Genomic DNA, 15960 nt, shown 5'->3' on the forward strand with positions numbered 1-15960 from the left:
TTGATCGCGGGTATGCGCGTGCGGAAATCGGCGAAAGTCATTCGATCTCCACACCGCACTGCTCGAAGGTTGTCCTCATGTCCTTCCGTTCATCCGGTGTCTTGAAGTTCAGCGCCGGCCAGCCGAAAGCGCGCACGCGCACTGCCGGAGGATAGATCTGCCGCGCGATCAGCAGCGCGGTCGAGCGTACGCCAACGACGGCGGCGTAGGGCGTGCGCGCCATATGAACCTCCAGTGCGCAGTCCGGCTCGATCAGCCGGTAGTCGGGATGACGCAGCTCGTGCGCGGCGTCCTTCGGGTGCGCCTTGTAATCGATATCGGTGATGCCCTGCTCCGCCAGCCAGTCGCGTATGCGCGCGGTGGTCGCCGTCAGATCGGCAGCGCTCATCAACCCGAAGCCGGTCAGCGGCTGCCCCACCACCAGCGCGCGCCGCCCAGTGTCGTCAGCAGCCGGCGTCGGCGCATCGACCAGCGGCGGCAACACCGCCACCTTGTCGGCCGGATACTCGTGCGGCAACCCCGGCAGCACGTAGATGCGGTCGCAGAAGGGCGCATCCGAACCGATGCGGTCACCGGAAAAACAGGTGTAGCGCAGCTCCGGCGCGAACAGGCTGCGCAGCAGCCGCAGGCGCTGCGCCAGTCTTTTCGTGAGGCTGAGCGGATAACGGCGAATCGAGATCAGGCCGTCTGGCAGGATGCGCGCGTGCATTTCGCGCGCGCCGACGGCGCGCGGCAGGGCGTGCAGGAAATAGTTGATCGCCTCGGTATCGAACACCGCGCTGTGGACGATCAGGCGCTCGCACTGCCCGACCAGCCCGCTCACCAGACCGATGTTGGCGCGCAGTCGCCGATGCCGGCCAAAAGCGCCGGGCAGCGGCTCCCAGCGCGGCCACGGCATATAGGTACACGCGTCCCACTCGGCCGGATCGACGGCCGACTTCATGCCCGGCTTGTACCAGACCAGCACCTGCCGTGCGCCGGGCTCGAACGCCTGCGCAATGCGCCTGGCGGCAAGGTACTGCAGCGGCGAGGCGACGAAATAGACGGCGACGGTACGGGAATCGGACATGCCGGACGGCGGTGTGGGAAATTTGCGAAGGCGTGATGTTACTTGTTTGAGCAGGTGGACGTGATGTCCGCACCACTCCGCGCCTGCGCCGGCGGCGAAGCAGGCATCTTCCACCCGCTGCGCCGGGAACGGCGCCCCGCCCCCTGTCCAGCCCTGCCTTTGGCGCGCAGTTGCTGCCACCCTGCATGCGTGCGGCATTGCACGGCAAATGAGGAAGGAGACGGAATGACGATGAAACATCTGTGGCGCAGCCTTGTACTGAGCCTGGCGGTAGCGGCCTCCGGCAGTGCGTGGGCGCAGTCCGCCCATGAGCGCTTCGAGGCGTCGGTGAAGACCGCCGTTGCGCCGCTGGTCGACGGCGCAGTCACCGGCATGAAGGTGCTCTACCTTGGCGCGGAACACAGCCCGTGGCTGGACAGCGGCTTTCCGGTGAAGGCCGGCGACCGGGTGACCGTACTGCTGCAGGGCCGGGTATGGCTGTCGCGTCACTACGACATTTCGCTCGAAGCGCCGCTCCAGTTATGGCGTCGCATCGGCGAAAATGGAGCGATCTCGCGCGGCCTCGACGCCACCGACACCTTCACCGTCGCGGAAAGCGGCACCGTGCAGTTGAAGAACCTGCCCACCCGCTGGCTCGACGCCAAGGGCCGCTACCAAGGTGAGGCGCCGCCCGCCAGCCCCGACGCCGGCGGCGGCATCAGCGTGGCGCTGATCCGCTGGGCGCCGGACGCCGACGTCGCGGCCACACTCGCGGCACTGGCCCTGCAGCCGGCTGCGCCCGACTGGGCGGCGCCGGCCCTGGCCCGTCTGCAGTCGCCACCTGCGGCGCCCGAGGGCTGGCAGTACCTGTGGGAACTGGGCCCGGCGGAAATCTTCCGCGAGGTCCACGCTGACGACGACGGCGGCCCGAGGCGCCGCATGCACACGCACACGCGCAACGACGTCGCCATCCTGCAAAAGCCGGCCGAGGTCGCGCTGACACCGGACACCGAGCTCAAGTGGTCGTGGCGCGTAAACCAGCTGCCGGGCAAACAGGCCGAGAACAGCGTGATCACGCACGACTACATCAGCATCGCCGTCGAGTTCGACAATGGTCAGGACCTGACCTATCTGTGGAGCAGCACGCTGCCAGTCGGCGAAACCTTCCGCTGCCCGCTGCCCGGCTGGAAGGACCGCGAAACCCACGTGGTGGCGCGCTCGGGCAATGCTGATCTCGGGCGCTGGCTGAACGAGTCGCGCAATGTGCTGCAGGACTACGCGAAGGCGGTCGGCGGGCCACCGCCACAACGCATCGTGCGCGTGTGGCTGATCGCCAACAGCGTGTTCGGACGTGGCGAAGGCCGCGCCCAGTTCGGCGACATCCGCATCGGCGCCAACGGCAGCGACCTCGCCGTCTGGTAGTACCGCGTGCAGCGGGCCGGCGGACTCAGTTCTCCGGCCCCATATCCACCCGCGCCCGCACCTCGAACTCGCGCTCGACGTAGGCCCACTCGGGCGACGCCCGCAGCACGTCCAGCAGCGCGTCGAACTCTGCTTCGTGTTCCGGCGCGAATTCGAACCAGGTCAGGAAATCAAAAGGCTCGTCCGGCGACAGGTCGCGGCAGTGATGCAGCCGGCGCGCCACCGCCGGCAACACGCGCAGACCATGCGCGATGTGGTGCGACTGCTCTTCCATGATGGCGCGCCGCTCGTCCTGCGCCAGCGCCCACCAGGCCGCCGACTTGCGGATCGGGATCAGCACCGCACAGGCTGCGCTGCTGCGACCGAGCGGCGGCGAGGCAGCGGTCAGCGTCTGTTTCTCGTCGCGGGTGACGTAGCGCTCATTGCTCGTGATGCCGCGCAGCGACCACAGGCCGCTGCCCGCCGCATCGCCGGCGATGCGGTCGAGGCGTGGCGCCTCGGCCAGCGCTTCGCCGATGACGGCGCGTACTTCGGTAATGCGCCAGGGGCCGTCGGCACCGGCGGCGAAAGTCCATAGGCGTTCTGTCATGGCTGACTCCGGTCTGGGTGGACGATCAGGCTGAGAGGCGACCGTCGCCCGGTTCTGCATGCATCAGCCATGCCCGCCTGGCACTGGCCTTGCACCGTGCAACGGGTCGCCGCATGCGCGATGGCGGAGAAATTCGCCGCCCGAATGCACCACATCGGTGCGGAAACGGCTTACCGACGCGGCAAACCGCCTTGCCCCGTAGGCGCTGCCGCGACGCCCCATCGTGCAATCGCAGCCAGACGACACGACCGGATTCCGGACGCCGCACTCCGGATACCGGACTCCCGACGCCACCCGCGCACCCGGCGACTGCCCGCCCTGCGCACCCGTTCAGGACCGCCACCATGACCTTCCGCCGCTTCACGCGTCTGCGATGGACGCCGCCCTTTCGCCACGCGCTGCTCGCCAGCGCAGCCCTGCTCTGCGCCGGAGCAGCCGATGCCCAGATGACCTTGCAGGGCCCGGGCGACAGTTCGCTGACGCTCGGCCTGTGGCTGCGTGCCTCCTACGTCAATGCCGAAGAGGCGCGTCCGGCCGGCGGCAGTGCGCACGACAGCGGCTTCACGATGGATTCGGTCCGTCTGCTGTCGTCGGCGCAATTCACTCGTCGCATCGGCGCCACGATCACCTTCGAACGGCCGCCGGCGAAGGACATGCAGCTGCTCGACGCCATCCTGCAGTTCGAACTGGCGGAAGGTCTGAACCTGTGGGCCGGCCGGCTGGTGCCGCCGACCGACCGCTCGAACATGGCGGGCAACCAGTTCGCCAACGTGTGGGGCTACCCCTTCGTGTCGCTCTATCCGAACGCCTTTACCGGCCGCGACGACGGCGTGCTGCTGTGGGGCAATCTGTACGCCGACCGGCTGCTCTACAGCGTCGGCGTGTTCGAGGGCAAGAACCGCGGCGGCGGTCTGTCGAACGCGTCGAACAATCCGCTGTTCGCCGCCCGCTTCGCCTGGAGCTTCCTCGATCCGGAACCCGGCTACTACGGCACCAGCACCTACTACGGCGACAAGGAGGTGTTCACGCTGGGCGCCGCCTTCATGAGCCAGAAGGACGGCGTGGGTCTGGCCGGCGCGCGCGGCGACTACCGCGCCTGGAACCTCGACGCGCTGTACGAGACCCGCCTGCGCTCCGGTGGCGTGCTCACGGTCGAGGCTGCCTGGTACGACTACGACACCGACGGCGTGGCCGACGTGGCGCCCGCCGACCCGCTCTGTTCGCGGGTGAGCAACTGCGGTGGCGCCTTGCAGGCGGACGCCGCACTGCTCACCGTCGGCTACCTGATTCCGCACGCGCTGGGCCCTGGCCGCTTCCAGCCTTATGTACGCTTCCAGCGCCTCGATCCGGACGCCGGCGCACGCGCCGAACAGTGGGACGTCGGCACCAACTACGTCATCTCCGGACACAAGGCGCGCCTCACCGCGGTGTATTCGAGTGCGAAGAGCGAGGGCGCGGCCTCGCTCGACCGCTTCGTGCTCGGCCTGCAACTGCTGTACTAGGGCCGGTTCAGTCGCTGGACGCGCGCATCGCCAGCGCGGCGGCAGCGGCGCGGGTTTCGACGCCGAGCTTTTCGTAGATGTGCTCCAGGTGCTTGTTAACAGTGCGCGGGCTCATGCCGAGGATGTCGCCGATGTCGCGGTTGGTCTTGCCCTTGGCCAGCCAGGACAGCACTTCGGCCTCGCGCGGCGTCAGCTGGGCGCCGGCGATGCGGGTGCTCGATTCGCCGCGCTTTCTGACGTCGAGCAGCAGCATGTGTTCGCCCAGCCCCACCGCGCCCAGGCTGCGCGCATACAGCGCCTGATCGCCCTGCTCGCGCAGCAGGCGCGCGTCGGCGGCGGGATCCGCCGTGAGGCCGGCCGGGTCACCCAGCCAGTCGGCGGTCGAGTTCGCCGCGGGGTCGATGCCGAACTGGCCCAGGCACTCCGCCGCACGCGGCGAACGCCAGGCGACACGACCCAGCGCATCGACCACCAGCACGCCGAGGCCAGCCACGTCCACCGCCTGGCGGGCGATGCGCACCGCGCGCGCGTTGCGCACGTGGGCGGTCAGCCGCGCCAGCACCTCTTCAACGCGCAAGGGCTTGACCACGTAGTCGGTGCCGCCGGCGGTGAAACCTTCGACCACCTCGGCGGTGCCCGACAGGCCGGTCATGAAGATGACCGGCACATGAGTCAGCCCCGGCTCCTCACGGATGCGGCGGCAGGTTTCGAAGCCGGACAGGCCGGGCATCACCGCGTCGAGCAGGATGGCGTCCGGCACCACCCATTCGAGACGGGCCAGCGCCGACGCGCCGTCGTGCGCGATCAGCACGGTGTAGCCGGCCTGCGACAGCGCGTCGCACAGGAAGCCGAGCGAGTCAGGCGCGTCGTCGACGACGAGCACGACCGGTTGATGGAATTCAGAGAGCATGGGCGTCGCGTTGTAATAGTTGTGTGAAGCGTATGAGGTCGAAGCCGTCGACCAGCGCGCGCAGGCGACGGCAGTCTTCGCGCGCGGCGTCGGACCGTTCGGAAATCGCGTCCAGCAGCGTAGCGATGCCATTGACGTGACCCAGCCGCGACAGGCGCAGCAGCGCCGCGCGTTCTTCGTCGTCGAGCGCGGCCAGCGGCGCGTCGGCGGCCGGCTCGGCCTTCGGCGGCGCGGCGTCGGCCGGTTCGTCGACGTGCCAGGTGAGGTCCAGCGCCTCGCGCAACTGGTCGAGCAGTTCGGATTCCATCACCGGCTTGGGCACGAAACCGGCGCAGCCAGCGGTGCGCAGCAGCTCGCTGCGGTTCTCGAACACATTGGCCGACACCATCAGCACCGGTATCGGCGCGCCGTCGAATTCGCGCAGCCGGCGTGCGGTTTCCCAGCCGTCCATGCCGTCCATATTGATGTCCAGCAGCACCACGTCCGGGCGCACGCGGGCGACGCAGTCCAGCGCCTCGCGGCCGCTGGCCGCCTCGTCCACGTCGAAACCGAGCGGCGCCAGCATGCCGGTCAGCATGTGACGCTGGGTGGCGTCGTCGTCGACCAGCAGCACGCGCATGCGCGGACCTTCGTAGCCGATCACGGTGCGCATCGAGCGCGTCTGCGTCGGCACCGACAGGTATTCGGGCAGGTAAAGCCGCAGGCGGAAGGTCGAGCCGCGGCCGACCTCGCTCTCCAGCGTCAGTTCGCCGCCCATCAGCGAGGTGAGCATGCGGGTGATGCTCAAGCCCAGGCCGGTGCCCGGCTCGGCGATGACGCGGCCGCTGGCGCTGCGCTCGAACGGCATGAAGATGCGCGCGTGGTCGTCCGCCGCGATGCCGGGGCCGGTGTCGGCGATTTCGAAGCGCGCCACTTCCATCCGGTAATCGATGCGCAGCAGCACCTCGCCCTGCTCGGTGAACTTGACCGCGTTCGCCAGCAGGTTGATCAGCACCTGGCGCAGCCGCTTGGCATCGACGCGCACGTAGTCGGGCAGCCGGCCGGTCGTTTCGATGCGGAACTGCAAGCCCTTGCGCGCCGCCTGCGGCTCGAACATCTTGGCCAGATCGTCCAGCAATTCGCGCAGCGGCATCGGCGCCGGGTCCAGCCTGAGCTTGCCGGCTTCGATGCGCGCCAGGTCGAGCAGACCGTCGATCAGGCCCAGCAGATGTTCGCCGCTGCGCAGGATGGTGCCCAGCGCGCGCTTCTGCGTGTCGTCGCTGCCGCCCTTGCCGGCGCTGCCGCTCTCCCGCAGCAGGATCTGCGCGTAACCGAGAATGCTGTTCAGCGGCGTGCGCAGTTCGTGGCTGATGCCGGTCACGTAGCGCGTCTTGGCGAGGTTGGCAGATTCGGCCGCATCCTTGGCCTTCTGCAGCGCGAGATCGGTTTTGCGGTGGGCATCGATTTCGCGCATCAGCAGCTGGTTCTGCCGGTTCGATTCGTCCTGCGCCAGCCGCCGGCTTTCCGAGCCAAGCACTATCCACCAGGCGCATACCGCGCACAGCAGCACCAGCAGCGCGAAGGTTTTCGACAGCGTGAGCTGCAGGCTGTCGCGCGCCGCCGGGTAGAGGCCGCTGACGATGGCTTCCTGATAGAACACGACGCCGAAGATGACCGCCAGCAGCACGGTGAGCGACAGGAACACGACCAGGAAATGGCCGACGCGGAAGTTCACCCGTCGCGCCAGCTGCACCGGAAGGATGGCGTTCAGGAAGGCGTGCAGCTGGTCGGCAGCACTGGCGTCGGTCTTGCAGCGGTCGTGGCAGCGCGATTCGAGCGTGCAGCACAGCGAACAGATGGGCTGGCCGTAGGCCGGGCAGTAAGCCATGTCCTCGGACTCGAAGCTGTTTTCGCAGACGTGGCAGGTTACCGTCTGGCCCGGCCGCCACTGCGTGGCACTGCGCCGCGCGAGGTAGTAGCGGCCGCGCGTGGCGAGCGCGATCAATGGCGCGGTGACGAAGGCGGTGGCCAGCGATATGAAGGGCGAGAAGGCCTGCGCCATGTCGCCCATCCAGCCGGTGTAGGCGAGTACCGATACGACGGTGGCGATCAGCATCGAGCCGAGACCGACCGGATTGATCTCGTACAGATGGGCGCGCTTGAACTCGATGTGCGACGGCGACAGCCCAAGCGGCTTGTTCACGACCAGGTCGGCCACCAGCGCGCCGACCCAGGCGATGGCGAGATTGGCGTACAGGCCGAGCACGTGCTCCAGCGCCTCGAACACGCCGAGCAGCATCAGCAGCAGCGCGATCACCACGTTGAACACCAGCCACACGACTCGACCCGGATGGCTGTGCGTGAGGCGGGCGAAGAAATTGGACCAGGCGAGCGAGCCGGCGTAGGCATTGGTCACGTTGATTTTCAGCTGCGACACGATGACGAACAGCGCGGTCACCGCCAGCACCACGGCCGGCGAATCGAACACGTAGGCAAAGCCGGCCAGGTACATCTGCGTCGGTTCGACCGCGCGGTCCACCGGCACCATGGCCTGCAGCGCGAGGAAGGCGAGGAAAGCCCCGCCCAGCATCTTCACCATGCCCGGCACCACCCAGCCGGGGCCGGCAATCAGCACCGAGGCCCACCAGCGCACCCGGTTCTCGCGCGTCTTCTCCGGCAGGAAACGCAGGTAATCGACCTGCTCACCGATCTGCACCACCAGCGAGATCGCCACCGTCGAGGCGGCACCGAACATGATCCAGTCGAATTCGCTGCTGCCCGAGCTGCGGCCGCTTAGGCCGGTGAATTCGGAATACAGATGCGGCGCCTGCCACCACACCGCGAGGTAGGGCAGTGCCAGCAGCACGATCCACAGCGGCTGCGTCCACAGCTGTATGCGGCTGATCAGCGTGACGCCGTGGATCACCAGCGGAATCACCACCACCGAGCACAGCAGATAGCTCCACGCCAACGGCAGGCCGAAATACATCTCGAAGGCGAGCGCCATGATGGCCGCCTCGATGGCGAAGAAGATGAAGGTGAAGCTCGCGTACACCAGCGAGGTGATGGTCGAGCCGAGATAGCCGAAGCCGGCGCCGCGCGTCAGCAGGTCCATGTCCACGCCGTACTTGGCGGCGCAGTAGCTGATCGGCAGGCCGGTCAGGAAGGTGATCAGCCCGACCAGCAGGATGGCATACAGCGCGTTGGTGAAGCCGTAGTTCAGCGCGATGGCGCCGCCGATCGCCTCCAGCGCGAGGAAGGACACCGCGCCGAAGGCCGTGTTGGCGACCCGCCACTCCGACCACTTGCGGAAGCTGCGCGGCGTGTAGCGCAGCGCGTAGTCCTCGAGCGTCTCGTTGGCGACCCAGGTGTTGTAGTCGCGGCGGATCTTGAATATCTGGTGGGTGGCTTCGGACATCGGGGCAGGCGCTGACGCGATCGAGGCCACACCATGCAAGAAATGCTCCGGGCAGCGAAACCGCGCGCTGCCCGGAGCCCAAGTGCAGCTTCCCTCCACGCCGCGCACCCCGACGGTGCCCTCGGCAACATCCTGGTGCAGTGCGACAGCGCAGGATTCCACCTTAGCACCGGCCCACCTCGATCGCGGGTGTTGCGCCGAGTACGCACATACGTCAATCGACGTATTCCGGCTACGCACCCCCGAACACTACTTTTCGCTCCGCAGCGAGCGATTGCGGTGCAGTGCACAAAACGATTCAACGGCCGCAAGCGGATCGCCTGAAGCTCCCCAACCCCTTCCGCTCAGGAGAAACGATATGGCTGACAAGAAAGACACGATTCCGGCTCCGCTCACCGACGAACAACGTCGCAAGGTTCTGCTCGGCATGGCGGCTGCACCGGCGCTGATGGTGCCCGGCGTCAGCTTCGGCAACGCGCAGTTCCCGACAGCCAAGGTCAATACGACCAAGCTCGCGGTGACCGATACCGAAGTCATCGTGGGTCAGCTGCACTCCGCCACCGGCACGATGGCGATTTCGGAAACCGGCTCGATCCAGGCCGAACAGCTGGCGATCGACCAGATCAACGCGATGGGCGGCATCCTCGGTCGCAAGATCAAGGTGATCAAGGAAGACGGCGCCTCCGACTGGCCGACCTTCGCCGAGAAGTCGAAAAAGCTGCTGGTGAACGACAAGGTGGCCTGCGTGTTCGGCTGCTGGACCTCGGCCTCGCGCAAGGCGGTGCTGCCGGTGTTCGAAAAGGAGAACGGCCTGCTCTACTACCCGACCTTCTACGAAGGCCTGGAGCAGTCGAAGAACGTCATCTACACCGGCCAGGAAGCGACCCAGCAGATCATCTGGGGTCTCGACTGGGCGTCGAAGGAAAAGAAGGCCAAGACCTACTTCCTGGTCGGCTCGGACTACATCTGGCCGCGTACGTCGATGAAGATCGCGCGCAAGCACATCGAGTCGGTCGGCAAGCTCGGCAAGGTGGTCGGCGAGGAGTACTACCCGCTCGGCCACACCAACTTCAACTCGCTGATCAACAAGATCAAGGTCGCCAAGCCGGACTGCATCTTCGCAGCCGTGGTCGGTGGCTCCAACGTGGCCTTCTACAAGCAGCTGAAGGCGGCCGGCATCACCGGCGTCAAGCAGTTCCTGCTGACGCTGTCGGTGACCGAGGACGAAATGCTGGGCGTCGGCGGTGAAAACTTCGCCGGCTTCTACTCCTCGATGAAGTACTTCCAGTCGCTCGACAACGCCAACAACAAGGCTTTCGTCGAGGCCTTCAAGAAGGCCTACGGTCCGAAGTCGGTGATCGGCGACGTAACCCAGGCCGGCTATCTCGGCCCCTGGCTGTGGAAGGCGGCGGTCGAGAAGGCGGGCAGCTTCGATGTCGACAAGGTGGTCGCCGCCTCGCCCGGCATCGAACTGAAGAGCGCGCCGGAAGGCTACGTGAAGGTCCATGAGAACCATCACCTGTGGTCCAAGGCGCGCATCGCGCAGGGCCAGCCGGACGGCACTTTCAAGGTGGTCGCCGAATCGGCCGACCTGATCGAACCCAACCCCTTCCCCAAGGGCTACCAGTAAGACCCCGGCGTGCCGCCCCGGCGCAGACCGGGCGGCGCGCCTCCTTTCCCTGCACGGCCGGGCAGTGCCCGGCCAACCGTCCGGAGGTCCGTCATGTCATTCGACGAAATCTACAACATCGCCCTGATGCAGGGCTTCGCCGGGCTGAGCCTGTTCTCAGTCCTGCTGCTGATGGGCCTCGGCCTCGCCATCATCTTCGGCCAGATGGGCGTGATCAACATGGCACATGGCGAATTCATGACCATCGGCGCCTACACCATCTTCATGTTCTCCAGCCTGACCGAAACCTATGCACCCGGGCTGGTGCAAGCCTATTTCCCGATCGCCATCGTTGCCGCCTTCTTCATCGCCTTCGCCTTCGGCTGGCTGACAGAGTGGGCGCTTATACGGCATCTGTACAAACGTCCGCTGGATACGCTGCTCGCCACCTGGGGTCTGTCGCTCGGCATGCAGCAGGTGTTCCGCTCCACCTTCGGTCCGAAGGAAGTGAGCCCCACCCTGCCCGAGTGGCTGATGGGTTCGTGGGCGCCGTCCGAAGGGCTGGACATCCCGATCAATGGCCTGTTCGTGCTCGGCCTCACCGCCGTGGTGACCGGCGGCGTGCTGCTCGCGCTGTACAAGTCGCGCTGGGGTCTGCGTGTGCGCGCCACCGTCGCCAACCGCGCGATGGCCAACGCCACCGGCATCAACACCAAGCGCACCGACCGCCTCACCTTCGCCATCGGCTGCGGCATCGCCGGCGTGGCCGGCGCAGCCTTCACCACCATCGGCTCCACCGGTCCGACCTCCGGTTCGCTCTACATCGTCGATGCCTTCCTGGTGGTGACCTTCGGCGGCGCGGCTTCGCTGCTCGGCACCGTGGCCTCGGCCTTCGGCATCGCCCAGACGCAGTCCATCGCCGAGTTCTTCCTGACCGGCTCGATGGCCAAGGTGCTCACGCTGCTGCTCATCGTGACCATCCTGATGATCCGTCCGCAGGGCCTCTTCGCTTCGAAGATCCGCCGCTGAACGCGATCCGCACCGACTTCGCACCTTCCAGGAGATTCACATGGACGCATTCAAGAACTGGGTTGCACGAACCGGAATGGGGAGCGTGCTCATCCTCGCGCTCGTCATCATGGTCGTGTTCCCGCTGACGATGGACATCTTCCGTCTGAACCTCGTCGGCAAATACCTCACCTACGCCTTCGTCGCCGTCGGCCTGGTCATGCTGTGGGGCTACGGCGGCATCCTGAGCCTGGGCCAGGGCTGCTTCTTCGGCCTCGGCGGCTACATGATGGCGATGTTCCTGAAGCTCGAGGCATCCGATCCGGAATCGACCAAGATCCAGAGCACGCCGGGCATTCCGGACTTCATGGACTGGAACCAGATCACCGAGCTGCCGTTCTGGTGGGAGCCGTTCCACCACCTGCCGCTGGCGCTGATCGCGGTGGTCGTGGTGCCGATGCTGTTGGCGTTCATCATCAGCTTCGCCATGTTCAAGCGCCGGGTCGGTGGCGTGTATTTCGCCATCATCACGCAGGCGGTGGCGCTCATCCTGACCGTGCTCATCATCGGCCAGCAGGGCTACACCGGCGGTGTCAATGGCATCACCGACCTGAAGACCCTGCTCGGCTGGGACATCCGCGACGACTCGTCGAAGTACGTCCTGTACTTCGTCAATGCCGCGCTGCTGATCGGCGTCATCCTGCTCTGCCGCTGGATACAGATGTCCAAGCTCGGCACCCTGCTGCTGGCGATGCGCGACAAGGAAGACCGCGTGCGCTTCTCCGGCTACGACGTGGCGATGTTCAAGGTGTTCGTGTTCGTACTGGCGGCCGGCATCTCGGCCATCGGCGGCGCGATGTTCACGCTGCAGGTCGGCTTCATGTCGCCGTCCTTCGTCGGCATCGTGCCGTCGATCGAAATGGTCATCTTCGCCGCGGTCGGCGGTCGCATGTCGCTGGTCGGCGCGGTGTATGGCGCGCTGCTGGTCAATGCCGGCAAGACCTACTTCTCCGAGAGTGCGCCCGACCTCTGGCTGTTCCTGATGGCCGCGCTGTTCATCGGCGTCGTGCTCGCCTTCCCCAACGGTCTGGCCGGTCTGTACGAAAGCCACATCAAGCCCTGGTTCTCGCGCCGCAAGTCCGTCGCCAAGCCGGCTGCGTCCGCGGGCGAACCGCCGGCACCGCCCTCGGCCCCCACCAACAAGTCCGCACCGCCCGCCGCGCTGCCCGGCGGCGTACAGGGCCAGTCGGCCTGAGCCGCGCCCGACCTGACAGGAGACCGACATGAGCAATACCGACTTCGTACTGGCGATCGAGGACCTGACCGTGTCCTTCGACGGCTTCAAGGCGATCGACGCGCTGACCCTCTACGTCGATCGCGGTGAGCTGCGCGTGATCATCGGCCCGAACGGCGCCGGCAAGACCACGCTGCTCGACCTGATCTGCGGCAAGACCAAGGCCAGCGGCGGCAGCATCAAGTTCAAGAACGTGGAAATGACCAAGCTGCAGGAACACAAGATCGTGCGCGCCGGCATCGGCCGCAAGTTCCAGACGCCGTCGATCTACGAAAACCTTTCGGTGTTCAAGAACCTGGAAGTGTCCTTCCCGCGCGGCCGCAGCGTGCTCGGCGCGCTCGGCTTCCGCTGCACCGACGAGGTGAAGGCGCGCGTGCAGTCGGTGGCCGACGAGATCGGCCTCGGCGACGCACTCGACACCGAAGCCGGCCTGCTCAGCCACGGCCAGAAGCAGTGGCTGGAGATCGGCATGTTGCTGATGCAGGAGCCGGAGCTGCTGATGCTCGACGAACCGATCGCCGGCATGAGCGTGCGCGAACGCGAACTGACCGCCGAACTGCTGCAGCGCATCTGCAAGGGCCGCTCGGTGATCGTGATCGAGCACGACATGGATTTCGTCAAGCGCATCGCCCACAAGGTCACCGTCATGCACCAGGGAAAGATCCTCGCCGAAGGATCGATGGACAAGGTGCAGAACGATCCCAAGGTCATCGACGTTTATCTGGGCCACTGAGTCGGCAGCCCCGCCTACGCGCCAGTCACCGAGAAAGGACACCACCATGCTGAACGTCAAGGACCTCCACGTCGCCTACGGGCAGAGCGAGGCACTGCACGGCATCTCGTTCGAAGCCAACGCCAACGAAACGGTCGCCATCATGGGCCGCAACGGCATGGGCAAGACCACGCTGTTCAAGTCGCTGATCGGCATCCTGCCGCTGAAGAGCGGCCAGATCGAAGTTGCCGGCAACGAAGTATCGAAGGACGAAAGCTACAAGCGCGTCGCCAAGGGCATCGCCTACGTGCCGCAGGGCCGGATGATTTTCCCGACGCTCACGGTCGAGGAGAACATCCACACCGGCCTCGAAAATGCCAAGGTCAAGAAGGTGCCGGACGAGATCTACGCCCTCTTCCCGGTGCTGTGGGAAATGCGCCGCCGCAAGGGCGGCAACCTGTCGGGTGGTCAGCAGCAACAGCTGGCCATCGCCCGCGCGCTGGTGACCGACCCCAAGGTGCTGCTGCTCGACGAGCCGACCGAAGGCATACAGCCCTCGATCATCAAGGACATCGCGCGCGCACTGAACGAAATCCGCAAGTTGCGCCAGATCACCATCGTCGTATCCGAGCAGGTGCTGAGCTTCGCGATGGACGTGGCCGACCGCCTGTTCGTCATCGAAGGCGGCCGCCTGGTCCATGAAAGCACCCGCGCGGAAACCGATACCGCGCACATCAAGCAGTTCCTGTCCGTCTGACCCCGCCCACCGCCGCAACACCGCCCCAACGCCCCTTCCACCCAAGGAGATCAACATGGCAGAGACCCTGATCAAGGTAGACCTGAAGCAGTCGCCGTATGAGAACGACATGGTGCATAACCGCTGGCACCCGGACATCCCCATTGTCGCGTGGGTGAAGCCGGGCGACGACTTCAAGATCGAAACCTACGACTGGACCGGCGGCTACATCCAGAACAACGACAGCGCCGACGACGTGCGCGACGTCGACCTGACCACGGTGCACTTCCTGTCCGGCCCGATCGGCGTCGAAGGCTGCGAGCCGGGCGACTTGCTGGTGGTCGACATCCTCGACATCGGCGCCAAGGAAGACAGCCTGTGGGGCTTCAACGGCTTCTTCTCGAAGAAGAACGGCGGCGGCTTCCTGACCGACCACTTCCCGCTGGCACAGAAGTCGATCTGGGACATCAAGGGCATGTTCACCGAGTCGCGCCACGTGCCGGGCGTCAAGTACGCCGGCCTGATCCACCCGGGCCTGATCGGTTGCCTGCCCGATCCCAAGCTGCTCGAAGAGTGGAACAAGCGCGAGATCGACTTCATCAACACCGACCCCGAGCGCGTGCCGCCGCTGGGCTGCCCGCCCTGCGCGCCGACCGCGCACATGGGTCGCCTGAAGGGCGAGGCGCGCGACAAGGCGGCGATGGAAGGCGCACGCACCGTGCCGCCGCGCGAACACGGCGGCAACTGCGACATCAAGGATCTGTCGCGCGGCTCGCGCATCTACTTCCCGGTCTATGTGAAGGGCGGCGGCCTGTCGATGGGCGACCTGCACTTCTCGCAAGGCGACGGTGAAATCACCTTCTGCGGCGCCATCGAAATGGCCGGCTGGCTGCACCTGCGGGTGAACATCATCAAGGACGGCATGAAGAAGTACGCGGTCAAGAACCCGATCTTCAAGCCCAGCCCGATCACGCCCAAGTACGACGACTACCTCATCTTCGAAGGCATTTCGGTCGACGAACAGGGCAAGCAGCACTACCTCGACGTGCATGTGGCGTACCGCCAGGCCTGCCTGAACGCGATCGAGTACCTGAAGAAATTCGGCTACTCGGGCGCCCAGGCCTACTCGATCCTCGGTACGGCGCCGGTGCAGGGCCACATCAGCGGCGTGGTCGACATTCCGAACGCCTGCGCGACGCTGTGGCTGCCGACCGACATCTTCGACTTCGACATCATGCCGACCGAAGCCGGTCCGCAGAAATTCCTCGACGGCAGCGTGCAGATGCCGATCTCGGAAGACGTCTGAGGACGCTGCCATGCCGACCTACGACTTTCACTGCGAGGCGCATGGCAGCTTTTCCGCCATGCGCAGCATCGCGCAGCGGGATGCGCCCTGCCTCTGCCCGGCCTGCGGCCAGCCGGCCGCACGCCAGCTGATTTCGGCGCCGGCCTTCGCCGACATGCCGGGCCAGCTGCGCAGCGCGCACGCCACCAACGAACGCGCACGCCACGAGCCCAAGCTGGCCAGCCGCACGCACGGCCCCGGCTGCTCGTGCTGCAGCGGCAAGCCCAGCAAGACCACGGCCGTCGCGCGCGACGGCTCCAAGGCCTTCCCGACGAAACGCCCCTGGATGATCAGTCACTGATCGCCCGGTCCGCCCCATTTGCAGTCCGTCATTGCAGTCCGCTCTTTGAACCTCGCACCTTGAACCTCAACAACCGGGAGTCCAGCA

Annotated in this window: 13 protein-coding genes; 9 read left to right on the forward strand and 4 right to left on the reverse strand. The window is 66.3% G+C overall.

Features of this window, described 5'->3' with window-relative positions:
- Window positions 1-37 precede the first annotated feature (37 nt).
- Window positions 38-1069, reverse strand: coding sequence for a polysialyltransferase family glycosyltransferase (locus METFAM1_RS0106850; RefSeq protein ID WP_019918865.1), 1032 nt, complete (start codon window positions 1067-1069; stop codon window positions 38-40).
- A 225-nt stretch (window positions 1070-1294) separates the two neighbouring features.
- On the opposite strand from METFAM1_RS0106850, the gene METFAM1_RS0106855 reads away from it, so the two are divergent.
- Window positions 1295-2470, forward strand: coding sequence for a DUF3047 domain-containing protein (locus METFAM1_RS0106855; RefSeq protein WP_019918866.1), 1176 nt, complete (start codon window positions 1295-1297; stop codon window positions 2468-2470).
- Window positions 2471-2495: 25 nt separating this feature from the next.
- Here METFAM1_RS0106855 and METFAM1_RS0106860 read toward each other — a convergent pair whose 3' ends face one another.
- Window positions 2496-3059 carry a chlorite dismutase family protein gene (locus METFAM1_RS0106860; RefSeq protein ID WP_019918867.1) on the reverse strand — a complete coding sequence of 188 codons (564 nt, stop codon included), beginning with the start codon at window positions 3057-3059 and terminating at the stop codon, window positions 2496-2498.
- Window positions 3060-3403: 344 nt separating this feature from the next.
- Between METFAM1_RS0106860 and METFAM1_RS0106865 the strand changes: the two genes are divergently transcribed.
- Window positions 3404-4561 (forward strand): hypothetical protein, encoded by a 1158-nt coding sequence (locus tag METFAM1_RS0106865; RefSeq protein WP_019918868.1) that lies wholly within the window; start codon window positions 3404-3406, stop codon window positions 4559-4561.
- Between the two features lie 7 nt (window positions 4562-4568).
- Here METFAM1_RS0106865 and METFAM1_RS0106870 read toward each other — a convergent pair whose 3' ends face one another.
- Together METFAM1_RS0106870 and METFAM1_RS0106875 are read right to left on the reverse strand one after the other, a co-directional pair.
- Complete coding sequence (locus tag METFAM1_RS0106870; protein WP_019918869.1) at window positions 4569-5471, reverse strand: response regulator transcription factor; 903 nt, start codon at window positions 5469-5471, stop codon at window positions 4569-4571.
- Window positions 5461-8868, reverse strand: coding sequence for an ATP-binding protein (locus METFAM1_RS0106875; protein WP_019918870.1), 3408 nt, complete (start codon window positions 8866-8868; stop codon window positions 5461-5463). Before METFAM1_RS0106875 ends, METFAM1_RS0106870 begins: the two co-directional genes overlap by 11 nt.
- 358 nt (window positions 8869-9226) lie before the next feature.
- On the opposite strand from METFAM1_RS0106875, the gene urtA reads away from it, so the two are divergent.
- From urtA to METFAM1_RS0106910, 7 genes are all read left to right on the forward strand, one after another.
- A complete protein-coding gene (gene urtA / locus METFAM1_RS0106880; RefSeq protein WP_019918871.1) occupies window positions 9227-10498 on the forward strand; it encodes an urea ABC transporter substrate-binding protein in 1272 nt (423 codons plus the stop codon).
- Window positions 10499-10591: 93 nt separating this feature from the next.
- Complete coding sequence (urtB, locus tag METFAM1_RS0106885) at window positions 10592-11506, forward strand: urea ABC transporter permease subunit UrtB (RefSeq protein ID WP_019918872.1); 915 nt, start codon at window positions 10592-10594, stop codon at window positions 11504-11506.
- Window positions 11507-11546: 40 nt separating this feature from the next.
- Window positions 11547-12740 (forward strand): urea ABC transporter permease subunit UrtC, encoded by a 1194-nt coding sequence (gene urtC / locus METFAM1_RS0106890; RefSeq protein WP_024300534.1) that lies wholly within the window; start codon window positions 11547-11549, stop codon window positions 12738-12740.
- Between the two features lie 28 nt (window positions 12741-12768).
- Window positions 12769-13512 (forward strand): urea ABC transporter ATP-binding protein UrtD, encoded by a 744-nt coding sequence (urtD, locus tag METFAM1_RS0106895; RefSeq protein ID WP_019918874.1) that lies wholly within the window; start codon window positions 12769-12771, stop codon window positions 13510-13512.
- A 46-nt stretch (window positions 13513-13558) separates the two neighbouring features.
- Entirely contained in the window at window positions 13559-14248 is a 690-nt protein-coding gene (gene urtE, locus METFAM1_RS0106900) for an urea ABC transporter ATP-binding subunit UrtE (RefSeq protein WP_019918875.1), read from the forward strand.
- Between the two features lie 55 nt (window positions 14249-14303).
- The gene (gene fmdA / locus METFAM1_RS0106905; protein WP_019918876.1) at window positions 14304-15533 is read left to right on the forward strand and encodes a formamidase; all 1230 of its coding nucleotides are present in this window, start codon (window positions 14304-14306) and stop codon (window positions 15531-15533) included.
- 10 nt (window positions 15534-15543) lie between these two features.
- A complete protein-coding gene (locus tag METFAM1_RS0106910) occupies window positions 15544-15873 on the forward strand; it encodes an FmdB family zinc ribbon protein (RefSeq protein ID WP_019918877.1) in 330 nt (109 codons plus the stop codon).
- Window positions 15874-15960: the final 87 nt, after the last annotated feature.

The organism is Methyloversatilis discipulorum, assembly GCF_000527135.1.
Taxonomy (GTDB): domain Bacteria; phylum Pseudomonadota; class Gammaproteobacteria; order Burkholderiales; family Rhodocyclaceae; genus Methyloversatilis; species Methyloversatilis discipulorum.